Annotated in this window: 21 protein-coding genes, 1 pseudogene and 2 riboswitches; of the genes and pseudogenes, 6 read left to right on the forward strand and 16 right to left on the reverse strand. The window is 40.8% G+C overall.

All coding sequences use genetic code 11. The features are described 5' to 3' along the window. The first annotated feature begins 119 nt into the window (after positions 1 to 119). Positions 120 to 1,475, forward strand: a complete 1,356-nt coding sequence (locus tag IOC57_RS18940; RefSeq protein ID WP_207440152.1) for an MATE family efflux transporter — start codon at positions 120 to 122, stop codon at positions 1,473 to 1,475. A gap of 64 nt (positions 1,476 to 1,539) precedes the next feature. Here the strand turns inward: IOC57_RS18940 and IOC57_RS18945 are convergent, their stop codons facing one another. Next, on the reverse strand, positions 1,540 to 2,313 hold the full coding sequence (locus IOC57_RS18945) for an SDR family oxidoreductase (protein WP_207440153.1): 774 nt from the start codon (positions 2,311 to 2,313) through the stop codon (positions 1,540 to 1,542). A gap of 158 nt (positions 2,314 to 2,471) precedes the next feature. Here IOC57_RS18945 and IOC57_RS18950 point away from each other — a divergent pair, with 158 nt between their 5' ends. Continuing rightward, the gene (locus tag IOC57_RS18950) at positions 2,472 to 2,939 is read left to right on the forward strand and encodes an Hsp20/alpha crystallin family protein (RefSeq protein ID WP_207440154.1); all 468 of its coding nucleotides are present in this window, start codon (positions 2,472 to 2,474) and stop codon (positions 2,937 to 2,939) included. Positions 2,940 to 3,133: 194 nt separating this feature from the next. Here the strand turns inward: IOC57_RS18950 and IOC57_RS18955 are convergent, their stop codons facing one another. The 6 genes from IOC57_RS18955 to IOC57_RS18980 all read right to left on the reverse strand — a co-directional run bounded on the left by IOC57_RS18955 (position 3,134) and on the right by IOC57_RS18980 (position 8,276). Then, positions 3,134 to 3,904: a CAP domain-containing protein gene (locus IOC57_RS18955; RefSeq protein ID WP_207440155.1), complete on the reverse strand. Its 771-nt coding sequence runs from the start codon at positions 3,902 to 3,904 to the stop codon at positions 3,134 to 3,136. A gap of 461 nt (positions 3,905 to 4,365) precedes the next feature. Next, a complete protein-coding gene (locus tag IOC57_RS18960; RefSeq protein ID WP_207440156.1) occupies positions 4,366 to 4,803 on the reverse strand; it encodes a FixH family protein in 438 nt (145 codons plus the stop codon). 21 nt (positions 4,804 to 4,824) lie between these two features. Continuing rightward, on the reverse strand, positions 4,825 to 6,240 hold the full coding sequence (locus tag IOC57_RS18965) for a sensor histidine kinase (RefSeq protein ID WP_207440157.1): 1,416 nt from the start codon (positions 6,238 to 6,240) through the stop codon (positions 4,825 to 4,827). Further along, positions 6,237 to 6,923 (reverse strand): response regulator transcription factor, encoded by a 687-nt coding sequence (locus tag IOC57_RS18970; protein ID WP_207440158.1) that lies wholly within the window; start codon positions 6,921 to 6,923, stop codon positions 6,237 to 6,239. Before IOC57_RS18970 ends, IOC57_RS18965 begins: the two co-directional genes overlap by 4 nt. Positions 6,924 to 6,928: 5 nt before the next feature. Further along, positions 6,929 to 7,891: a YncE family protein gene (locus IOC57_RS18975; protein ID WP_207440159.1), complete on the reverse strand. Its 963-nt coding sequence runs from the start codon at positions 7,889 to 7,891 to the stop codon at positions 6,929 to 6,931. Between the two features lie 118 nt (positions 7,892 to 8,009). Further along, positions 8,010 to 8,276 carry a hypothetical protein gene (locus IOC57_RS18980; protein WP_207440160.1) on the reverse strand — a complete coding sequence of 89 codons (267 nt, stop codon included), beginning with the start codon at positions 8,274 to 8,276 and terminating at the stop codon, positions 8,010 to 8,012. A 109-nt stretch (positions 8,277 to 8,385) separates the two neighbouring features. Between IOC57_RS18980 and IOC57_RS18985 the strand changes: the two genes are divergently transcribed. Further along, positions 8,386 to 8,628 (forward strand): hypothetical protein, encoded by a 243-nt coding sequence (locus tag IOC57_RS18985; protein ID WP_048688669.1) that lies wholly within the window; start codon positions 8,386 to 8,388, stop codon positions 8,626 to 8,628. Between the two features lie 57 nt (positions 8,629 to 8,685). On the opposite strand, the pseudogene IOC57_RS18990 reads toward IOC57_RS18985, so the two are convergent. The 7 genes and pseudogenes from IOC57_RS18990 to IOC57_RS19020 form a co-directional block, all read right to left on the reverse strand. Then, positions 8,686 to 8,832, reverse strand: a pseudogene (locus tag IOC57_RS18990) (DUF2188 domain-containing protein); the annotation flags it as partial. A 67-nt stretch (positions 8,833 to 8,899) separates the two neighbouring features. Then, positions 8,900 to 9,826 carry a CobW family GTP-binding protein gene (locus IOC57_RS18995; RefSeq protein WP_207440162.1) on the reverse strand — a complete coding sequence of 309 codons (927 nt, stop codon included), beginning with the start codon at positions 9,824 to 9,826 and terminating at the stop codon, positions 8,900 to 8,902. A 123-nt stretch (positions 9,827 to 9,949) separates the two neighbouring features. Next, a complete protein-coding gene (locus IOC57_RS19000; protein ID WP_207440163.1) occupies positions 9,950 to 10,483 on the reverse strand; it encodes a cupin domain-containing protein in 534 nt (177 codons plus the stop codon). 24 nt (positions 10,484 to 10,507) lie between these two features. After that, positions 10,508 to 11,137: a methylthioribulose 1-phosphate dehydratase gene (locus IOC57_RS19005; protein WP_207440164.1), complete on the reverse strand. Its 630-nt coding sequence runs from the start codon at positions 11,135 to 11,137 to the stop codon at positions 10,508 to 10,510. After that, on the reverse strand, positions 11,134 to 11,793 hold the full coding sequence (locus tag IOC57_RS19010; protein ID WP_207440165.1) for a 2-hydroxy-3-keto-5-methylthiopentenyl-1-phosphate phosphatase: 660 nt from the start codon (positions 11,791 to 11,793) through the stop codon (positions 11,134 to 11,136). The genes IOC57_RS19005 and IOC57_RS19010 overlap by 4 nt, the downstream gene beginning before the upstream one ends. A gap of 6 nt (positions 11,794 to 11,799) precedes the next feature. Continuing rightward, complete coding sequence (gene mtnW / locus IOC57_RS19015; protein ID WP_207440166.1) at positions 11,800 to 13,032, reverse strand: 2,3-diketo-5-methylthiopentyl-1-phosphate enolase; 1,233 nt, start codon at positions 13,030 to 13,032, stop codon at positions 11,800 to 11,802. 105 nt (positions 13,033 to 13,137) lie between these two features. Continuing rightward, positions 13,138 to 13,290, reverse strand: a riboswitch (SAM riboswitch). Positions 13,291 to 13,421: 131 nt separating this feature from the next. Further along, on the reverse strand, positions 13,422 to 14,594 hold the full coding sequence (locus IOC57_RS19020; RefSeq protein ID WP_207440167.1) for a pyridoxal phosphate-dependent aminotransferase: 1,173 nt from the start codon (positions 14,592 to 14,594) through the stop codon (positions 13,422 to 13,424). A gap of 100 nt (positions 14,595 to 14,694) precedes the next feature. Here IOC57_RS19020 and IOC57_RS19025 point away from each other — a divergent pair, with 100 nt between their 5' ends. The 3 genes from IOC57_RS19025 (at position 14,695) to mtnA (ending at position 18,044) form a co-directional block, all read left to right on the forward strand. Next, on the forward strand, positions 14,695 to 15,477 hold the full coding sequence (locus tag IOC57_RS19025; RefSeq protein WP_207440168.1) for a carbon-nitrogen family hydrolase: 783 nt from the start codon (positions 14,695 to 14,697) through the stop codon (positions 15,475 to 15,477). Between the two features lie 71 nt (positions 15,478 to 15,548). Continuing rightward, positions 15,549 to 15,702, forward strand: a riboswitch (SAM riboswitch). A 78-nt stretch (positions 15,703 to 15,780) separates the two neighbouring features. Further along, positions 15,781 to 16,983, forward strand: coding sequence for an S-methyl-5-thioribose kinase (gene mtnK / locus IOC57_RS19030; protein ID WP_207440169.1), 1,203 nt, complete (start codon positions 15,781 to 15,783; stop codon positions 16,981 to 16,983). Between the two features lie 14 nt (positions 16,984 to 16,997). Beyond that, positions 16,998 to 18,044: an S-methyl-5-thioribose-1-phosphate isomerase gene (gene mtnA / locus IOC57_RS19035; protein ID WP_207440170.1), complete on the forward strand. Its 1,047-nt coding sequence runs from the start codon at positions 16,998 to 17,000 to the stop codon at positions 18,042 to 18,044. Between the two features lie 172 nt (positions 18,045 to 18,216). On the opposite strand, the gene IOC57_RS19040 is transcribed toward mtnA, so the two are convergent. Together IOC57_RS19040 and IOC57_RS19045 are read right to left on the reverse strand one after the other, a co-directional pair. Next, positions 18,217 to 19,104: an LCP family protein gene (locus tag IOC57_RS19040; protein ID WP_207440171.1), complete on the reverse strand. Its 888-nt coding sequence runs from the start codon at positions 19,102 to 19,104 to the stop codon at positions 18,217 to 18,219. A 117-nt stretch (positions 19,105 to 19,221) separates the two neighbouring features. Next, positions 19,222 to 20,679 carry a lmo1851 family serine protease gene (locus IOC57_RS19045; RefSeq protein ID WP_309487735.1) on the reverse strand — a complete coding sequence of 486 codons (1,458 nt, stop codon included), beginning with the start codon at positions 20,677 to 20,679 and terminating at the stop codon, positions 19,222 to 19,224. Positions 20,680 to 20,925 lie beyond the last annotated feature (246 nt).

Consider the following 20,925-nt stretch of genomic DNA (forward strand, 5'->3'; position numbering starts at 1 on the left):
ATACTTGCCTTAAAACGGCAAGTCTTTTTTAAATAAAAACTCTTAAAACATTACATGCTTATGTGATATAATTCTTTCATTGTGTTGAATATTCCAAATATTGATATTGAGGTACTTTGATGAATCAGACTTATACTAAAACACAAAAGATCCGCCTGTTATTATATATATTGCTACCCATCCTGATCACCCAAATCAGCATGTATGCCATGACTTTTTTTGATGTGATGATGTCTGGACAATACAGCACTCAGGACGTTGCTGGCGTCTCCATCGGCAGTTCGCTATGGACACCCGTTTATACGGGGCTGAGCGGGATATTGATTGCCTTAACGCCGGTGGTTTCACAGCTGCTAGGTTCCAGGCAGTCTAAATCTGTTTCCTATTCCGTGATGCAGGCCGTTTATTTAGCTGTTGCTTTAGCCATGTTCATTTTAATCATTGGGGCGTTTTCTTTGAACCCCGTATTGAATGCCATGGACCTTGAAGATAATGTCCACATGGTGGCTCATGATTATTTAATCGCCCTTTCAATCGGTATCATTCCGCTATTCATTTATAATGCGCTTAGGGCCTTCATAGATGCTCTGGGGCAGACTAGGATATCCATGATCATCACCTTATGTGCACTCCCGGTGAACGTCCTATTTAATTACCTGTTAATATACGGGAAGTTTGGATTCCCCGAACTTGGCGGTGTAGGTTCCGGTTATGCCACTGCCATTACTTATTGGTTAATTGCCCTGGTTGCCATCCTTGTTGTGGCAAAAATCAACCCATTTTCGACATATAAGGTTTTCAGTGAATTTTTCCCAGTTTCCTGGAAAGAATGGAGGGCCTTATTATTGATTGGGGTCCCCATCGGGCTGGCTATCTTTTTTGAAACAAGCATTTTCTCGGCCGTCACCCTTTTGATGAGTAAGTATGATACCGTGACAATTGCATCGCATCAGATTGCCATGAATTTTGCGTCACTTCTCTATATGATACCGCTAAGTATATCCATGGCATTGACGATTGTCATTGGATTTGAAATTGGGGCAGCCCGCTATAAAGATGCCAAAGAGTATAGCTGGATTGGTATTTCGATGGCATTGACAATGTCGCTCGTTTTGTCTACCATCCTATTCCTCTTCCGTGAACCTGTGGCCTCTTTATACACTAAAGATCACGAGGTAATGATGCTGACATCACATTTTTTAATATATGCCATCTTTTTTCAGATATCGGATGCCCTGCAGGCACCTATCCAGGGTATTTTGCGTGGATATAAAGATGTAAATGTCACATTTGCGATGTCACTCGTCTCCTACTGGATTCTCGGGCTTCCCATTGGCTATTTATTTGCGAAATTTACAGATATGGGAGCCTTCGGGTATTGGATCGGCTTAATTTCCGGTTTGGCTCTCGGAGCTATAGGCTTGGCGGCTCGCTTACGGTTCATACAGCAAGTAAAATATAAAAAAATGGCGTAAAAAAAGAGTGAGGCTGGATTACACCGGCCTCACCTTTTTCATGCTGAATTCAAACCCTAAACCACTAGGCTTTATATATTTTCCCAAGAACATCCTTACCACCTGTTACCGGTATGATGCTACCGGTAATGAAATCTGATTTTTCATCACAAAGGAACGTGATGACCCTCGCTATATCTTCTCCTGTACCCGGTCTGCCTACTGGGACCGAATCATCCTTCTCTGCTCTCGCAACCCTAATTTCATCCTCTTTCCAATCACCTACGATATCACCAGGACAGACCATATTCACCGTGATGCCATGTGCAGCTTCTTCGGCGGCTAAAGTTCTTGTCAAGGAGGTCAAGCCGCTCTTTGCAGCGGCAAAAGCAGAACGATAGATCCAACCTGGTGCAGTTTCACACCGTTCAAACCCTAATGTAATGACTCTACCCCAGTTTCTACTGCGCATTTGCGGAATAAGTTCTTTCGCAAAATAGAAAAAACCATTTAAATTTCCGTCCATGATATATCTCCATTCATCACTGCCATAATCAGTCATGGATTTACGATCATTCATATATGGCCCTGCGTTATGAATGAAGATATCAACATGGCCAAACGTCTCCAAAATCTTTTGCAAAATATTCCGGCAATCATCCTCACTTGACGAGTCACCTTGAATCGCAATTGCCTTAACTTGGTACTTTTCCTGTAATTCATCCACTAATGCTAAAGCTTCCTTTTTACTTTTTCGATAAGTAATGATAATGGACATTCCATTATCCGCGAGTGAAAATGCCATCCTTTTGCCGATTCCCATTGCTCCACCAGTAATAAAAGCTACTTTTCCGTCCACAGGCTTACCCTCTTTATCTAATGGATTTTACTTAATTATACATAAGTTTATTCCATTTTCTATAATTTAGTAATTATATAAATGAACCTATGGGCTTTAGCTGCATAAAATATAACAAATAAACCTGTCAGACCATAAGCAGGAGAGAGGAATTCAAAATGTTTCCGTGGAATTCACTTTTTTCTTTTAAGAATAACCCGAATCAAAAGGACTTCATGAAAAATATGCAGCAAAGTGATGTACAATCATTCATTGAAAAAGTATTTTCACAAGTCATCCCTGACAATATGCAAGGTATGATGAACCAAAATGATGGCGGCTTTCAAAAAGAAAAGACCAAATCTGAACATCCTTTACATGCCGATGTATTTGAAACCCACTTATATATCTTTGTAAGAATTCCCATAGAAGATGAATCTTGGCTAAAGAAAATGAAACTTTACCATACTTCTAACCAATCCATCATCGAGGGGATTCCTGAAGAGTCAGATCGGCATGTCATAACACTCCCCGCACTTGTTAAGAAAAAAGGGGCATCAGCCCAATATAAAGAATCAACATTGGAAATACGTCTTCAGAAAAGTTTCAATACACAGTATTCAGAAATCGATGTATCCGAGATATAAATTGCTTTACTGGGACCTCATTGATGATAAGGTGCGGTTCCAGTTATTTCTAGGTCCAATCTGTTTAGATTTGGGTACATTATAGAAAGCCAATCGTAAGTCACAATTGATTTTAATCCATTGAATGGAATGATCCATTCTCGCAAAAAAAAAGCGCACCCCATGTGAATGGGATGCACTTTTCTATTAATCTATTATTTTCCGATGAATTGTTGAGTCCAGTAGTTACCAGATTCTACGTAACCTACTCCAATATGAGTAAAGCTAGAATTCATGATATTTTCACGGTGTCCTGGGCTATCCATCCAAGCTTGTACAACTTCTTCAGGTGTTTGTTGACCTTGTGCGATGTTCTCGCCAGCTGTTTTATAGCTGATTCCGAATTGTTTCATCATATCGAAAGGTGAGCCGTAAGTTGGGCTATTGTGGTCAAAGTAGTTTTTATCTTTCATGTCTTGAGACTTGATACGTGCAACTTTGCTCAACTCAACGTCGATTTTAAGAGCTGCCAAACCTTGTTTTTCGCGTTCTGCATTCGTTAATTTAACAACTTGTTGTTCAAAAGCACTTAATTCAGAGCTTGTCTCTGGTTTTTTATCAGTTGATTTATCAGGTGTCACTTCTGGTGAAGCAGGTTTTGCTGCTGGTTTTGCTGCTGGTTTTGCTGCTGGTTTTGCTGCTGGTTTTGCTGCTGGTTTTGCTGCTGGTTTTGCTTGGTTAGTTGTTCCAGTTTCTTGCTGAACTGGTTTTTGAACTGGTTTTTGTTGTGCTTGCGCTGCAGGTAAAGTGATATTGTATTTAGCTAGATATTGGTTAAGGACTTTTTGCATATCCTCTTTATTCGTAGATTTATAAGTTACTTGTTTCACTGTATCACAGTTGGCTGCTTCAGCTTGGTTAGCTCCTACTCCTGTGAATATAATAGCTGCAGCCGCTGCTGCTGACATAATCATTTTCTTTTTCATTCGTATTTCCTCCTGTGATGTTCATTTTTTTTGTTGTGCTTTGCTTCTGGAATTATCATAACATGCATTTTTTGTAATAAAGGCACCATCATTTTCCATCAAATTCACAGGATGCGAATGAAAATGTATTTATGATCCAAGTTTCAGAGAAAACGAGCAAAAATCCTTTAACTATCTATGTTTCTGCCATTCGTATAAATACTTATATTTTCCCAGATATTCCTTGTCAATGGTAGTTACATAGAACTATTTCCATGGAATACTAATAAATTTTAGTTGACATATCGTTTTTAACCAACTTATTATGACTTTCTTTACTTTTATGTTACAAATTTTTCGATTTAACTTCGACATTTCATCATTTTTCCTTATTATTCCTCATCTATTGTCTTGAACATTTTCCCCCCAAAAAAACAATCCGGATTTAAGTCCGGATTGTTTTGATTTTGATGGTATATTCATCATTTCATTTCTTCATCATTCATCTCGTCCATTTCCGTTTTTCCACCATTTTGTTCAGGAGTGCTTGGTTTGCCTATGACGAATTCTTTCTTTGGCATGTTGTGCATATCCCTTGCCGTTACATGGGCATATACATAATAGGTTCCTTCTACATCAAAAGTCTTTTCCAATTCATAAATGCCGTTCCCTTTATGTTTTACGGCAATCTTGTCATGGTCATCGCTATTCGCAAGCCAAATTTCAAAACTGACATCATCCGCATCTGTCACTTCTTCATCTCCATAGGTCACTTTTGCCTGAAATTTCACAGGCTCATTCACTTTACCCTGAGTTGGATCGACAGCTAAATCGACATTTAACATTTTCGGTATTTCCTCTTCCTTGCCGCATCCAGCCAAAAAAATTAACGCCACGCAAAATAACATGATTTTTTTCATTTTTGAACGTATCCCCTTTTTTTATGAATTCCATTCTTCTTTTATCAACGGTAGGATGACCCTGACTTTTGTCCCCCTTTTTTCCTTGCTTTCTATTTCGACTTTGCCACTTTGCAATTCCACCAATTTTTTGACAATGGACAGTCCTAGCCCTGACCCGCCATCAAAACGGCTACGAGCTTTGTTCACTCGGTAAAAACGATTCATGATATATGGCAAATCAGCTTCGGGAATCCCATTACCCGTGTCAGTAACCAGCAGTTCGCAATCTTCATTATGCTGAATTAGGGCAATATGGATTGTTCCTCCAGAATCGGTATATTGGATGGCATTATCAAAAATATTATGTAGGATCTGTTCGATCCTTCCTTCATCCCCAAATATAATCGGGTCTGGATCCAGCTCTAGTTGCACGTCCAATTGCTTCTCTTCTATTATCGGTTCATATTTCACAAGTACATCTTCAATGAATTGCGCATAGGCAATCGGGATTTTATTTAACAAGAATGGATCACTATCCATTTTTGATAAGTCCATCAGATCTCCCACAAGCCTCTGTAGCCTAAGAGCTTCCCTTAAAATGAGTTGAAGGTATTTCCGTTGCTCTTCATCATTCTTCACGACACCATCTAATATGGCCTGCGTGTAGCCCTTTACGTAGCTAAGAGGGGTTCTCAGCTCATGTGCAACATTTTCTAGAAATTCCTTTTTTCTTTCTTCTTCCATATGGATGGAATTGGCCATATCATTAAATGCTATTGCCAGTTTACCTATTTCATCATGACTCCTTACCTCGACCTTTATATCATATTTCCCTTCTGAGACACGATGGGCTGCAGTCTCGATTTCCTTAATCGGACTGACTAGCTTTTTTAACCATTTCGTAGTAAACAAAATCGCGACAATCAAGAATAATAGAACCGCCGCCATCCATTTTGCTGCAAATTCCTTTAGTAAGACCGTAATGGAATCTACAGGAATATATGTATAGATGATACCTTCGAGGCGATCTTCATCAATCAGGGGTATGATCGCCGCCACGATGTTCTTTTCAAACCTTTTCTCATATCCCTCTTTTTCAACGGCTTTCCCATCTAAAAGCATTTGCCGTTCTTCTTCAGAAATAAGGGTGTCATAATTGATTTCAAAGGGCAGACAGGCACTCAATTCCCTGGGATTATTAACGACAAAGACCTCGCTGTCATTCTTACTGTTAAACCATTCCACTTTATCCTTGAAGTCTTCGCTGATTTCACCGCCGGAATAATCCGCCCCTAGCAATGACGCTTCATTGACTAAATCTGTTTTAAGCTTTTCCACATAAAGATTTTTATAATAATATTGAGAAAGGGAGTAAGCGAACAGCACGGAGAGAATGATGGCGGTGATGATGGTGAGCCATAATTTAAAAGAGAGGGTTCGCCACTTATTAATCATTTCTTTTCCTCTATCTTATAACCGATTCCCCAGACGGTTTGAATATAATCGGCCGCTCTTAATTTCATTCTTAACGTTTTGATATGGGTATCCACGGTGCGTAAAGATCCTCCATACTCCCCGCTCCAAACATTTTCAAGCAGTTGTTCACGGCTGAGTGCCTGGTTTTTATGACGCATGAGGAATAACAGCAATTCGAATTCTTTCAAGGTTAAATTAATTTGCTTCCCTTCCACCAAAACCGTTCTGGATTGTAAGTTCAAGCTAATTTTACCGAATCGGACATGGTTTTGACTCTCTTCATTCAATGATAATTTCCCTGTCCTTCGCAATACCGCTTCGACCCTTGCGACTAACTCTCCTGGATTGAACGGTTTGACGATATAATCGTCGCCGCCAAGCTTCAGCCCTTTCACCTTATCCCATTCTTCACCTTTCGCACTGACAAATATCAAAGGGATCTCCCAATTGTCACGAATTTCTTCACAAACGGAGAAACCATCCATACCTGGCATCATGATATCCAATAGGATTAAATCCACATCCTCTGTTTCAACCATACTAATAGCTTCTTTTCCATTCGCAGCTTGAAGGCATCGATAACCTGAGTTCAGCAAATACATTTCAACTAGATTTCGCATATCTTCTTCATCATCCACGACTAAAATGGTGTAAACATGCATGTCATCTACTCCCTCAACATCAATTGGAACGGACCTTCGCCGACTTTGATCGTTTTTTTAACATCGACTGTTTCAGCATCCATTACATACACTTCATCACTATCATATCCCGCCACGACTACATCTTCGTTAAAGCTCGCCATTTCAAAGGGGTTGACGCCGACCACTTTGCTTTTCACTTCCTCATATCGATCATTCAATTTATATAAGGAACTTGTACCATGACTAAGGACAAATATGCCTTCAGCATTCTCCAGGAACTTTATCGGCATGGTTGGGGCTTTCAGCTTTTTCTTCAACCTTCCCGTTTTTGCCGAATAAATATATAAATCTTCTTCCACATGGTCCCCATCACCGTGTCCTCCGATCCATATTTCATCCTTTTCTTCCCTTAATAATGTGCCTGTGCTTGCACTATGTACGGGAAATTCAAAATCGACCTTTTTCGTTTGAAGATTTATCACTGAACATTTGGTATCACCAAAATTAATAACATACAAACGGTTCGCTTGCTCTCCTTGCAGGACGGTCAAGGGGCTTTTACCAACCTTGACAATATCCTGTACCTCCCCATCAGCATTTAAAAAATGAATGGAGTGATTCGATTGATTGACTGCCACGATGCTTTTTCCATCACGTAACAACTGCATATTGACAATCCCTTTCCCAAGTCCCCAATTGTTTACCAGTTTTCCTGCTGATAAAGAGTACACCTGGACTTTCTCCATCTCTTTGCCATAAAGCAGGATCGTATCTTTATCTGCCAGGAGCAGGGCTCCGGTAAATGGTTCTGAAATATCCCATTTTGCAAATGGATGATAGTTTTCATCTATGAAAGTCAGTGAGGTATCCTTGATATTGACAGTCGCCAGGAAGGATTCACTTTTATTGATTTTAGTAAACGCATTACCGCTATTACACCCAGTAAGCAGTACGATGGCAAGAAAAAGTCCAATGCCCCACTTCATATTTTAAGCTCCTTCTTCATTAAATATCTATTTTTTAAAGATTTTAACAATGATTTGTGAAAAAAGTATGAAGCAAAAGAGAATATTTGCTAACAAGCATGCGTAGCACATTCGGAAATCATAATCTTTCAAATTCAGTGATATAGGCCATGGCGATCTCATTTTTCATTTCTTCCGAAAGCGAAGATTCCATCACGCGTTTAATACAGAGGTAAAATTTATCCAATACTGGTTTTCTGGCACGGGGATGGGCATTTTCATCCAAAAGCTCACGGCGGATGAGTTCCGACAACACTTCCCTTCCACCTTCTCCGGCCACCTTACGATTGTTCCATATGCTTAAATAAGCCACCAGTAATTCTTCTTGCCTGACATTTTCTTTCATAGTATCCCTTCCATCCATTACTAATTTATACATATTAATGATCAAGTTTGTAAAGACTATCTTACTAATACGATCATGCTTTATAAAATTCAAAAAAGGAGTGAGTACAATGTCTCAAGTATACCGCTGTCCGAATTGCCGGACAAATAAATCTCGCTTCAATCTCATTCAGCAAGTAGCAACCCCCATTAAAAAGGATCCGCAATCCGGTGAGATTGTCGAACAATATTCTAACGACTCGCTTCAACCATTCCATCTAGCATATAATGGCCCTGAAGTTCGGGTGCAATGTGCTGCTTGCGGATTAATAGAAGACGAAAAGACTTTTGCCGCCTTTGGAATGCAACAATAAAAATGGTCAGGCCCACAAATGGGTCTGACCATCTTTTCAATCTTTTCCCACCGACATCTTGGCCCGGTCTATCGCAATTGGAATGGCTTTTCCATCCTCATAGCCTTCATCCAATAATGCATTCGCTATCTCTATAGCCTTTTCCCTGACCTCTTTATCAAGATTCTTCATTGAATTTGGGTAATCGTTCTTATTCCATGGCACAAGTACCGCCTCCTTAATAAGAAAAATCTTCTTTGTATGTTTCCCTTCTTTAATGGGCGGTAAACGTTCATCGGTCCGCTTTCGCTTCCAAAGCTTTCAACTGACCAATCAACATTTCCTGATCCAATTTTTCCCCAATCATGACGATATTCAATGGCATTTTCACCATTTCATTCATATACATCGGCATTCCATATGAGTATTGGAATAAATGGGGGTACTGTGAATGTGTAAAGGAAATGTATCCTTTCATTCGATAGACTGTTTCCGGTAGTTCCCTAAGCCACTCTTCAAAATCGCTATGTGCCACGGCCCCTTCAAATGTATGAACGACTGCAGTTAAATGCAAATGGTCATGTACATCAAGCTTTTGATGGGCATTATGACGTTTTCTTTGCATCTGCTGCAATGATATCAAGGAAACAGCTGCAAACTCCGTCAATAAACATACAGCATCCGTATTCAGCGCCTGTATCGTATATATCAGCTTTGCAGCCTCCATCTCACTTACTAAATCCGCTTTATTCAATAATATGAAATCGGCATGCTGGATTTGCTCGGAAAGCAACTGTCGGAGTTGCGGGGACAGTTCCTCCCGATCGCGCCACCTTAATAAATCGACGACTGTAATAATCCCTTTATACTTCAGCCTTTTAGCAAAAAGCGGCGACATGATGCCATCCAATACTTCAACTGGATGTGCAGCGCCCGTCGTTTCAATATAAACCGCATCCAGGTCATTTTCGGTTATCAATTCATGAAGCTGAACCTCCAGTTTATCTTGAATTGTGCAGCAAATGCACCCGTCAAACAACTCCTTCAGGGGCACTTCATCACCAATGAGTCCGCTGTCAACCGATACACTGCCAAGCTCATTTAAAAGCACGGCCACTTTTCTACCCGCTTCACTTTCCTGTTTTAAAATATTTCGAAGAAGCGTCGTTTTCCCGCTGCCGAGAAAGCCGCCCAATATGTACACTTCGATTGTTTTCATTCTTATCTGCTCCTATGATCCGGTTAAATTCGATTCCGTTAAATTTTATCATACTTACCTTACTAAAGCACTTGCCGGCTCCACATAAAAAAACCAGCCCGTAAGCTGGTTTTCAACAATGATTCATGCTTGTACTTCGTCTTTTTCGTAAATCGGAACCCATCCTGCCGCTGTAACGAAGATACGGACAGCAATAGTTTTCCTATCTTCTGCCAGCGTGAAATAATGTCTTGTTGATTCTGGTACACTAATAAGATCTCCTGGATTAAGACGTACATCAAACCATTGTTTATCATTGCCCTCAATGGCAAAGATACTCGTTCCGCCTGCTATGAAACGCACTTCATCATCTTCATGGTGGTGCTCCTGCTTAAAGTTTTCAAGCATTTGATCCAGGTTCGGATTCGCATCGGATAATGTGATGATATCATGCGCTTTATAGCCTCTTCTTTCGGAGATTTCCGCTATTTCCGTTTGGAATGTTACAAGGATTTCCTCCTTTTCAGCATCAGTTAGATCGTATTTTTCCACAAGGTGGGCAGGTAATTTAGAAATGTCCCATTGCTCATAAATAACCCCTTGTGTTTCTAAAAATCCTTTTACCTGTTCACCGTTTTCAATTACCTCGTTTGTTTCATGGAATCTGATCGTCGCCATCATTCATTCCTCCTCTATGAGTGTTTATCTTAAAGAACCTGCCAACGCCTTATGCTGATTAAGCAACAGTTGATATTTAAATAAAAATTCACAAGCTTCAAGTATTCTTTTTGCTTCGAGCCCGCTTTTGCCCCAAACCGTAATACCATGATTGCGGATCAGCACGGCGCCAGAGTCTTCTTCGGCATGCGTCTTGAACTTATCGGATAACAGCGGGATATCAGCGTGATTATATATGATTGGAATCCGCAGCTCCGAATCCTCTTCCCACCGGCCGGTCGCTTTAATGATTTCATGATTACGAAAGGATACTTGGCCTTCCTCCCCGTACAATTCTGATATCACATTATTTTCAACTGTATGAACATGGAGGACACAGTTCGCATCGGTTTTCCGGTAAATGACCGTATGTAGTAAAGTTTCGGCCGATGGTCTTAGGTTCGTTGCTTCAACTGGTTTTCCTTTTAAGTCCACCAGTAAAAAGTCCGAATCCGATTGCTTCCTTTTATCCTTACCACTTGCCGTAATATAAAAGAAAGGGCTTTTGGGCTCGCGGATGGACAAGTTCCCGCTAGTTCCCATAAACCAGTCCCTTTCGGCCAATTCAGCTTTAATATCTGCCAACTCCCGCCATTCTTTAGAATGAGTGTTCACGCTTTAACCACCTCCTGCTGCTTTAAAATGTCAATTACATCAAAAAATGTTTCAAATCCTTGATGTGAAATTCCTTCCCTTTTGCATTTTTCAAGCAATATGTCACGTGCTATGACAAAATCGGCCTGTTTTGCCGCTTCAAAATCCGTTACTGAATCTCCAATAACGAGTTTAAAATCTTCCGCACCCGCAATTTCCCTCATAATGGATGGCTTGCAGCAACCGCAATCATTATTACATTGTTCATCACAAGCATGCGGCCATTCAATATAGATCTTTTCCTTATCAAAAAATGCATGGTTACAATAAACGGACTCTGTTGGCAAGATATCATTTAAAAGGGGTGTAATGAAAAAATCCATGCCCCCGCTTACAATATATAACGGGAAGTTGGCTTGTTTCGTATACTCAACGAATTCAAAAAAACCTGGACGAATGCCGGCAGTCTTTCTTATATATTGGATGATGTCATCCTTCAAGCCACTATCAAGCAGGGAAAACATATCCCCAACTCCTGAAGATATACTGATTTTTTGCTGAAGGACACCATCTTTCAACGCTTCCCATTCCGGAGGGGCAAATTTTTTCATGATGGAAATGATATTATCTGTGTTGGTGATCGTTCCGTCAAAATCACAAAAGATGATCGGTTTCATTATTTCTTATAAGCCTCCCCATAATACAAGAGCTTTTTTTAGTGTTTCTTCCTCAGCCGCGGCTTCAGGTAGCTCCTTTCCTGCTAGAACGGCTTCCACAGCAGAACGGAAAGCCTTGGCTCCGCCCTCTGCTCCGTCAGGGTGTCCGTGAATTCCACCTCCGGCATTAATCACACTGTCGAGCCCAAAATCCTTGATAAGGTCTGGAACCATGCCCGGATGAATGCCTGCTGAAGGAACAGGGAAGGCCTTTTTCCATGAAAGTTCATCTTTTGTCAGAGCCTCAGCAATTGCCAATGTCTCCTTCTTTTCCAGTGCGACATTTCCATAAGGGGATGGGAACAAGGATAAATCCGCACCTGATAACCTTACTAATTTACCAAGCAATAATGGATAGCTGACCCCATAAAATGATGAAGAGGCCAATGCCCCGCTATATGCGGGGTGCGCCATGATCGGCAGCTTGATACGATCATGTTCACTCAATGCCTGCAATACATCCAAACCATATGTATGAACGTTGAACAATAAAGCATCTGCTCCTGCTTCTGCAGCTTGCTCTGCCTTATCCAATAATTCAAAAGTTTTCCCAGATAGATTGACAGCATATAAAGTTCGGTGGCCAGTGGTTTCATAGACTTCATTCAATATTCTTTTTCCTGTTTTTATCCTATCGAAAAATGGAGTCAGTTCCTGGTCGAAGAGGATCTCATCATCTTTAACTAGGTCGACACCTCCTAATGCTTGTTGCCTCAGTTGTTCATTATGGAATGTTAGGTCCCTTCCTAATACACCTTTAAAGATGCTCATCACCAGGGGACGGTTAAATACGCCAACCTTTTCCCTTATGCCTCCAATGCCAAATTGCGGGCCGGGAAATGCCTTTTGAATATCACCGACAAAGTCCAAGTCGATAAGTTTTATTTCTCCATCCAATGAAAGTTTGCCGAAGACCGTCGTGAGGATTGCAGGTAAATCATAGGAGAAATTCCCTGCCGGATAGGCAATTTTAATAAGAGAACGGTATACTTTACGATTAAAGTAGCTGTTTGCCCTCTCTTCTTCAGATAGTGGTGTCACCGATACGACGCGTCCCTTATGTTTTTCCAGTTGTTTCTGGACCAAATGGGGAAGGTCCGTCCATGTCCCGACAGTCAAACCTAAGGCAATGCTCTCTGCTTTTTTCTCATGATTACCATTGAAATCATGAATTAAATAAGTAGCGACTATCTCGCTCATCCGATCACTCCTATATCACTTTAGTAAACTCTCGATGTCATTAAACTGAAATGGTCCCAAAATGGCAAAAGCCCCTTCATAAAGAAGAGGCTTTAAAAAGCCATCTTCTTATCTCCCAGCCATTGGCTGCAAGAATTAGCACCGTGCCTTGTGGATTTCAGGAAAATCCGGCGAAGAATTCCGCCCCATTTTACAATGGAATTACAGTCGGTTGCTGGGCTTCATAGGGCTAGTCCCTCCACCTGCTCAAAATAAGAAAACGCTGATATATAAATTGCATTCAAGTATCGAAAGATTAAGAATTTATTTTGTATTCTGACAGGTAATCCCTACTTTGTCAATAAGTTTTAACTATTAAGGGTGAATAAATCGGATATCCCATTGCATCGTTAAAATAAGTTTAACGTACGTATCCGTTCCACAGCCTCTTTCAGCCGTTCTTCCGAAGTCAGTAACCCTACCCTGACGTAACCTTCGCCAAATTCACCGAATCCATTACCTGCAGCAACAGCTACATGTGCATGCGTTAATAAATAGTCTGCAAAACTCTCGGAGGTAAAACCATTGGGTACTTTGAGCCAGGCAAAGAACGATGCCGCAGGAGCTTTGACATCCCAGCCGATTGCCCTCAATCCCTCAATGAAAACATTCCTTCGCCCCTCGTACACCTGCACTAACTGCTCTACACAGCTCTGCGAGTCAAGCAAAGCGCTTGCCGCAGCTTCTTGTATCGCCGGGAAGAGACTCACATAAAGATGGTCTTGCAATAGTTCTAAAGCTTCTATTACACTCTTATTCCCCACTGCAAAGCCGACTCTCCACCCTGCCATATTGTATGTTTTCGATAGTGTGTATATTTCTATTCCTACATCCTTCGCTCCCTCCGCCTGGAGATAGCTTATCGGTTTTTTTCCTTCGAATCCTATTGCCCCATAGGCGAAATCGTGGACCACGCAAATTGAATGCTCTTTTGCAAAGGAGACGGTTTCATCAAAGAAACTTTCAGTTGCAGAAGCACCTGTAGGGTTATTGGGATAGTTCAAAAACATCATTTTGGCTTTATCAAGAACTTCTTTATGTATGTCTTTGTATTTCGGAAGAAAATCATTTTCTTCTGTCAAGGGCATCAGTTCGGTCTTTGCCTGGGCTAAAACAACACCGGAAAGATAATCCGGATAGCCGGGATCTGGAACAAGGATCGTATCACCTGGATTCAATAAACACTGGGGCAGTTCGACAAGGCCTGCCTTTCCCCCGAAGAGAATCGCCACTTCACTATTCGGATCCAATTTGACGCCGTATTCACGTTCATAAAAGGTGGCAGCAGCATCTTTTAAATATTGATGTCCCCGGAATGGCGAATATTTATGATTAATCGTTTTTTCAGCGGCAGACTGCAAACTTTTCACGATATGTTCTGGCGTCGGCTGATCAGGGTTTCCCTGGCCTAAATTAATGACATCATGTCCTTGTGCCGTAATCGCATTGACTTTTGCGACTAGAGAAGCAAAAAACTGCTTGGGCAGGTCCTGTAGCTGTCTGGATTTTTCAAATTGTACCATTTATACACCTTCTCTGAAATTTCTTGAAATTCTAGTCACAAATAATATATGTTTATCATAGTCTTGTAAAGCATTTTTTTACATGTGGGGGTTTTAAACGATGAAGTGGAAAATAGCTTGTATTCAAATGGATATAGCCTTCGGGCAACCAGATATCAATTTTCAGGTTGCAGAACAATGGATGGAAAAAGCAGCACGGTCAGAAGCCGATATCGTCATTTTACCAGAGCTTTGGACAACCGGATACGACTTGACCAGGTTAAATGAGATTGCTGATCCAGAGGCAGAAAAAACGATTGAATTTTTTAAAAGACTGGCAAAGGAACACCAGATTCACATAATAGGCGGGTCCATTGCAAAAAAGACAAGCAAAGGGATCTATAACACCATGATCATCATCGATAAACATGGAAATCTCATTAAGGAATATGATAAGCTTCACTTATTTCAGCTAATGGATGAACATCATTTCCTGCAGCCAGGAGAAAAAGATGGTTTATTTACTCTTGATGAAAAAATATGTGCTGGATTCGTTTGTTATGACATCCGTTTCCCAGAATGGCAGCGAGCCCATACCGTTCAAGGCGCGGAAGTTCTATTCGTTACGGCTGAATGGCCAAAGCCGAGACTCGATCACTGGAGGGCCTTATTGATAAGCCGTGCCATCGAGAACCAGGCCTATGTTGTAGCAGTTAATCGTTCAGGTTCGGATGCCAATAATATATTTGCGGGTCATTCCTTAATTATTGATCCTTGGGGGAATATCATAAGTGAAGCAGGAGAAGGAATTGAACTCTTGACAGGCACCTTGGACTTCAATAAAGTTACGGAAGCCCGTAACAAAATTCCTGTATTCGAAGATCGCCGACCTGATTTTTATTAATTTCCCCATTGACAAACTATTTAAAATGTTGATATTATTTTCCCGAAGATTAAAATTTCAGAAAACATTTACTCTTATCAAGAGCAGGCTGAGGGATAAAGGCCCTATGAAGCCCAGCAACCGACTGTAATACCATTGTGAAATGGGGCGGATTCACCGCCGGATTATTAAATCCACAGAGCACGGTGCTAATTCCACCAGAATTCATTTTCTGGAAGATAAGAGGTCCGAAGCCAAAACTTCTGCCTCTTTCTATATGAAAGAGGCTTTTTTATTCTTATTTTGAATCCGGAGGGGAAAAGAATGACTCAAAACCATTCAAATTTTAAGAGATTGACAAACGAAACTGCTACAACCCTTGCCAAAAAACTTGGGTTGGTCAATACGGATGCAAGTTTAAAGTGTAAAGAAATCGGCGATGGAAACTTAAATTATGTTTTTCATATTACAGACACCGTCACAAACAAAGGAATAATAATCAAACAAGCGGTTCCTTATGCCAAGGTACTTGGCGAAAGCTGGCCACTCACATTGAAAAGGGCATCCATTGAAGCGAATGCACTGATTCATTTCAGAAGCTATTGCCCCGAATTCGTACCGCAAGTCTATTATTCGGATGAACAGCTTGCCATCACAGTCATGGAAGATTTATCACACTTAAAAATCGTAAGAACAGGATTGATCGATGGCAATTCATATCCTTTGCTTTCACAGCATATTGGTGAATATGTTGCGAAGACGGCATTTTATACATCCGATTATCATTTAGAGCCATCCGCGAAAAAGGAAGTGGCCCGACATTTCACGAATCCGGAACTCTGCAAAATCACCGAGGTCTTTATTTTCACGGATCCATTTTTTGAGGAGCTCCCGGGAGATTTCGAGGTGGAATTGACTGATGCCGCAAAAAATATATGGAATGATCAAGAAGTGATACTTGAGGTCGCTAAACTGAAACAAAGCTTTGAAACCGAACAGGAAGCCTTGCTTCATGGAGATTTACATACTGGAAGTATATTTGCAAGTGCAACTGAAACAAAGGTTATTGATCCGGAATTCGCTTTTTATGGGCCCGTTGGTTTTGACCTTGGTCAATACACCGCCAACCTTCTTTTTCAGGCAATTACACGAAATGGCGCTGGTAAGGAAGAAATTTTCTCACACCTTCATGAATTTTGGAATGCCTTTGAAGAAACTTATACCGAATTATGGGAATCCCAAAATAAAAGCCCCTTCCGCCATGTGAAAGGGTATCTGCCTTATTTGCTGACAAAATTCAAAAAAGATGCATTCGGTTTTGCAGGCTGTGAACTGATTCGGCGAACGATCGGCCTTTCCCATGTTGCCGATTTAAACGTCATAGAAGATAAACAAATAAAGATCGCTGCCAAAACGGCGACATTGGAAATTGGCGCTTTTTTAATTAAAAAACGGGAAGAACTGGATGTTCCAGCTGTCATTGAAGTGTTGAAGCAACGTACACTGCCATCTTATTCAACCATTTAAAAGGAGACCTGCACATGACTACACTAGCATCCTTACCATATTCGGTACAATGGGACGATACCCATATTACATTATTAAATCAACAAGCCCTTCCTTCCATAACAGAATTTATAGAACTTCATTCTGTTGATGATGTATATGATAGCATTTTGACTTTAAAAGTTCGCGGTGCCCCTGCAATTGGACTGACGGCAGCATTTGGTGTTGCACTTGGTGCCATACAGGAAACAACCGCTGATTTAGGGGAATTCAAGAAAAATGTAAAGAGTCATATTGAAAAACTCTCCTCTTCTCGGCCAACTGCAGTCAACCTTTTTTGGGCTTTAAGGAGGATGGAGAACACCTTGCAGGCTGCGCAAAGCATTTCAATTGCCCAGGAAGCACTTGTATCGGAGGCTAAAGCCATCTTTGCTGAAGATGAAGAAATGTGCAGGAAGATTGGTGAACATGGTTTATCCTTATTCACTAGAGGAGATTCCATTCTAACGCATTGCAACGCTGGGGGAATTGCCACAGCTCGGTATGGCACAGCCTTGGCTCCCTTCCACCTGGCTAAAGAAAGGGAATTTGCGCTAAAAGTGTACGCATGTGAAACCAGGCCTGTCCTGCAAGGGGCGCGTTTGACAGCTTGGGAATTGATGCAAGGGGGAGTTGATGTCACCTTAATTTCTGATAATATGGCCGCGCATACGATTCACCAGAAACGAATAAATGCAATTATCGTCGGTGCCGACAGGATTGCGGCTAATGGAGATACAGCCAATAAAATTGGGACATTGGGATTGGCCATATTAGCCAAGCACTTTGGTATCCCTTTTTATGTGGCTGCACCATCAAGCACATTCGACCTATCTATCGAATCCGGCAAATCCATCCCGATCGAAGAACGGAATGAAGCGGAAATCACCTTCATTCAGGGTGTAAGGATCGCTCCGGAAAACGTGAAGACTTTCAATCCAGCCTTTGACGTTACACCGAATCATTTAATTACAAGCATCATTACCGAAAACGGCATCATAACACCGGATTTCATCAAAAACATTCCTCATTTTGTTTATTGATCTGGCTCCTTATGGTGATAAAAAACGAGAAGGATTTCCTATCCCTCTCGTTTTTTAAAGATGATCGAATAAGTATTCTTGCGAGGTTCATACTACAATACTTTAAGTGAGACGATCATATTCTCTTAATATAAGGTTGTTTTCGATAACCAATTACAATGGGGAATTCTTGTTATTTTAAAAAGAACTCCTGAAGTGCCTTCTTATTTTTAGTGTAGTCCATTTCCAAAACGGCTCCGGACTGGGGATATATTTCATCTTTAAAGCTTCCTTCCACCGGAATCCTTAAGGTTTCGACAGTGTCCGGTGTATGGATGACAACTTTTGGACCCATCTCCATTATTGTTTTCAATCCAATATCTGTATCCAAATAAGATAGTCCCTGTTCGATGATACTAGGAAGGGCTACCATCCCTTCGAAAGATGAGATTTGATTTATAAACGCTGTTTTTAATTGAACCATTACTTCTTGTTGACGCTCTACCCTTCCAAAATCACTTTCATCGTCATGTCTAAAACGGACATATTTCAATATTTGCTCACCATGTAAAACATTTTTACCGACGCTTGCTTGAATGCTCATATCATCAATGATTTCCTGATCTACATTCACCGCTACCCCCTCAGGTGCAAGTAAATCGACCATCTTCACAAATCCCTGGAAGTCAATTACCGCTACATAATCGACCTTGACACCGAAATTTTCCTGTATGGTTTTCTTGAGCAGTTCCCTTCCACCATAATAATAAGCTGCATTTATTTTGTTGTATCTTGATTTACTCCCGGGGATTTTCACATAACTATCACGCATAATGGAAGCCAGCTTCAGTTTCTCCTGCTCAGGAAAGTATTTTGCAAGGATAATCGCATCTGATCGAGATTTTTTCTCTCCCCTTGTATCAACTCCAATAAACAGAAAAGTTTTTACGCTTTCCTGGTTCTCTTCTTTGGTTAGTTTTTTTTCCGTACTTGCATTTCCATTTTGTTTGGGTAAAGGGGCATAGGTGCAGCCTGCCAGAATCAAGATCAATAGATATATGAACAGTACCTTTTCTTTCATTACCTCACCTCATTGGAAAATTACCCCTATTCTCCACCTAATGTTGGAATTCTATGCATTAAACGACAAAAAAGCCGGCCAACGATAATCGTTGGCCGGCTTTTCGGGCAAAATCATTTATTTGATTTCTTTCTTTAATACTTCTACCGCTTTTTTTACTTGTGTGTCGTTCTTAAGGATTTTCTCACGGATGACCTGCATCAATTTCACGGTAGTATCATCTTTAATCGTGCCAGTTTCTTTAATTTTTTGTTCCTTTTGGAATGCTATGACCGCATTCGTGGTAGCTTCATCAAAGAATCCATCTATCTTACCTGGATCATGGCCCGCTTCCTTCAGCATCTCTTCAGCTGCTTTCACTTCACTCGAGGAATTGGATGCTTTCAATTCCTTATCAGGCGAAATGTATGGAAGGCTGGCATAATCAGGAAGCTTCACATTAATATCAGGCTTGATCCCTTTTTTATGAATCCAATTTCCTTCAGGAGTCAACCATTTAGCTGCCGTATATTTGAAGTTAGATCCATCTTCAAAGTCTTGGGCAGTTTGTACGGTTCCTTTCCCAAATGACTTGACACCAATCAATGGAATGTCCGCAGACTCACTGACAGCCGCTGCAACGATTTCAGAAGCACTGGCGCTTCCATCATCAATCAACACGACTACCGGGATCTTCAGTTCTCCATCATTCTTCGATTTATAGACATCTTTTTTCCCGCTGCGCTCCTCAACTTGAAGGACCACTTTACCATTAGGTACGAACAGGCTTGCCATTTCTATTGCTTGGTCAAGAAGTCCCCCTGGATTACCCCGCAAATCCAATACGAGACCCTTCATATCCTTCTTCGACATGTCTTCAAGCGCCGTTTTCAGCTCTTGGACTGTATGTTCGGAAAAACTGGTCACTTGAATTTTTGCAACTCCATCATCAAGCATTTCCGCGTAAACCGTTTCAATCGGAATTGTATCCCGTTTAATGGTGAGCTCAATCGGTTCCTGCTCACCAGCTCTTGAGATGGATAAATCCACTTTCGTTCCCTTTTCGCCCCTGATCTTCAGGACAGCTTCAGAAGAGCTTAGTCCTTCAACGCTTTTACCGTCCACACTTAAGATGATATCATTCGGTTTTACCCCAGCCTTTTCTGCCGGGGATCCTTTTATCGGTGAGACGACCATGATTTGTCCATCCTGCTCCTGAATCTCAGCACCGATTCCTTCAAAAGATGAAGAGATGCTCTCATGGAAGCTCGAAGCTTCCTTTTTATCCATATAAGCAGAGTATGGATCATCCAATGATTTGATCATTCCATTAATTGCCCCGTCAACCAGCTTATCTTGATCAATCTCTTCATAATAGTTATCTTTTATCGTATCGTATGTAGAATACAGCTTTTCAAATTCCGAATGTTTATCCGGTGCTAATGACTCTACTTTTTCATCTCCAAAGGTCAAGGCTATTGTAGTAATCCCTGCAGTTAGAAATATGACTAAGAAAATCCCCATAATGAACGTAAACTTCTTTATTTTAATGAATTTCCCTGCCTCTTTTGGCTGTTTTTGATTTTCTTCTTCCACTGAAGCCTCACCACTTTCATTCTTCATGACGATATAAACGATTTCTTTCTATTTTATCAGCTTTCATGCCAATCGAAAAATAATAGTTATCAAAAATAACAACTTATGTCCATATGTATTTTTTACCCTTCGCAAACGTTAAATATAGAGATTGCTCCACTGGCAACAGGCATCTCCTGACATTACAAAAATGCGGATACCAATGAATAAATGAGCCTGTATCCCAACTGTCATTATACAGCATCA

It is taken from the genome of Bacillus sp. SD075 (assembly GCF_017355165.1).
Lineage (GTDB): Bacteria > Bacillota > Bacilli > Bacillales > DSM-1321 > Peribacillus.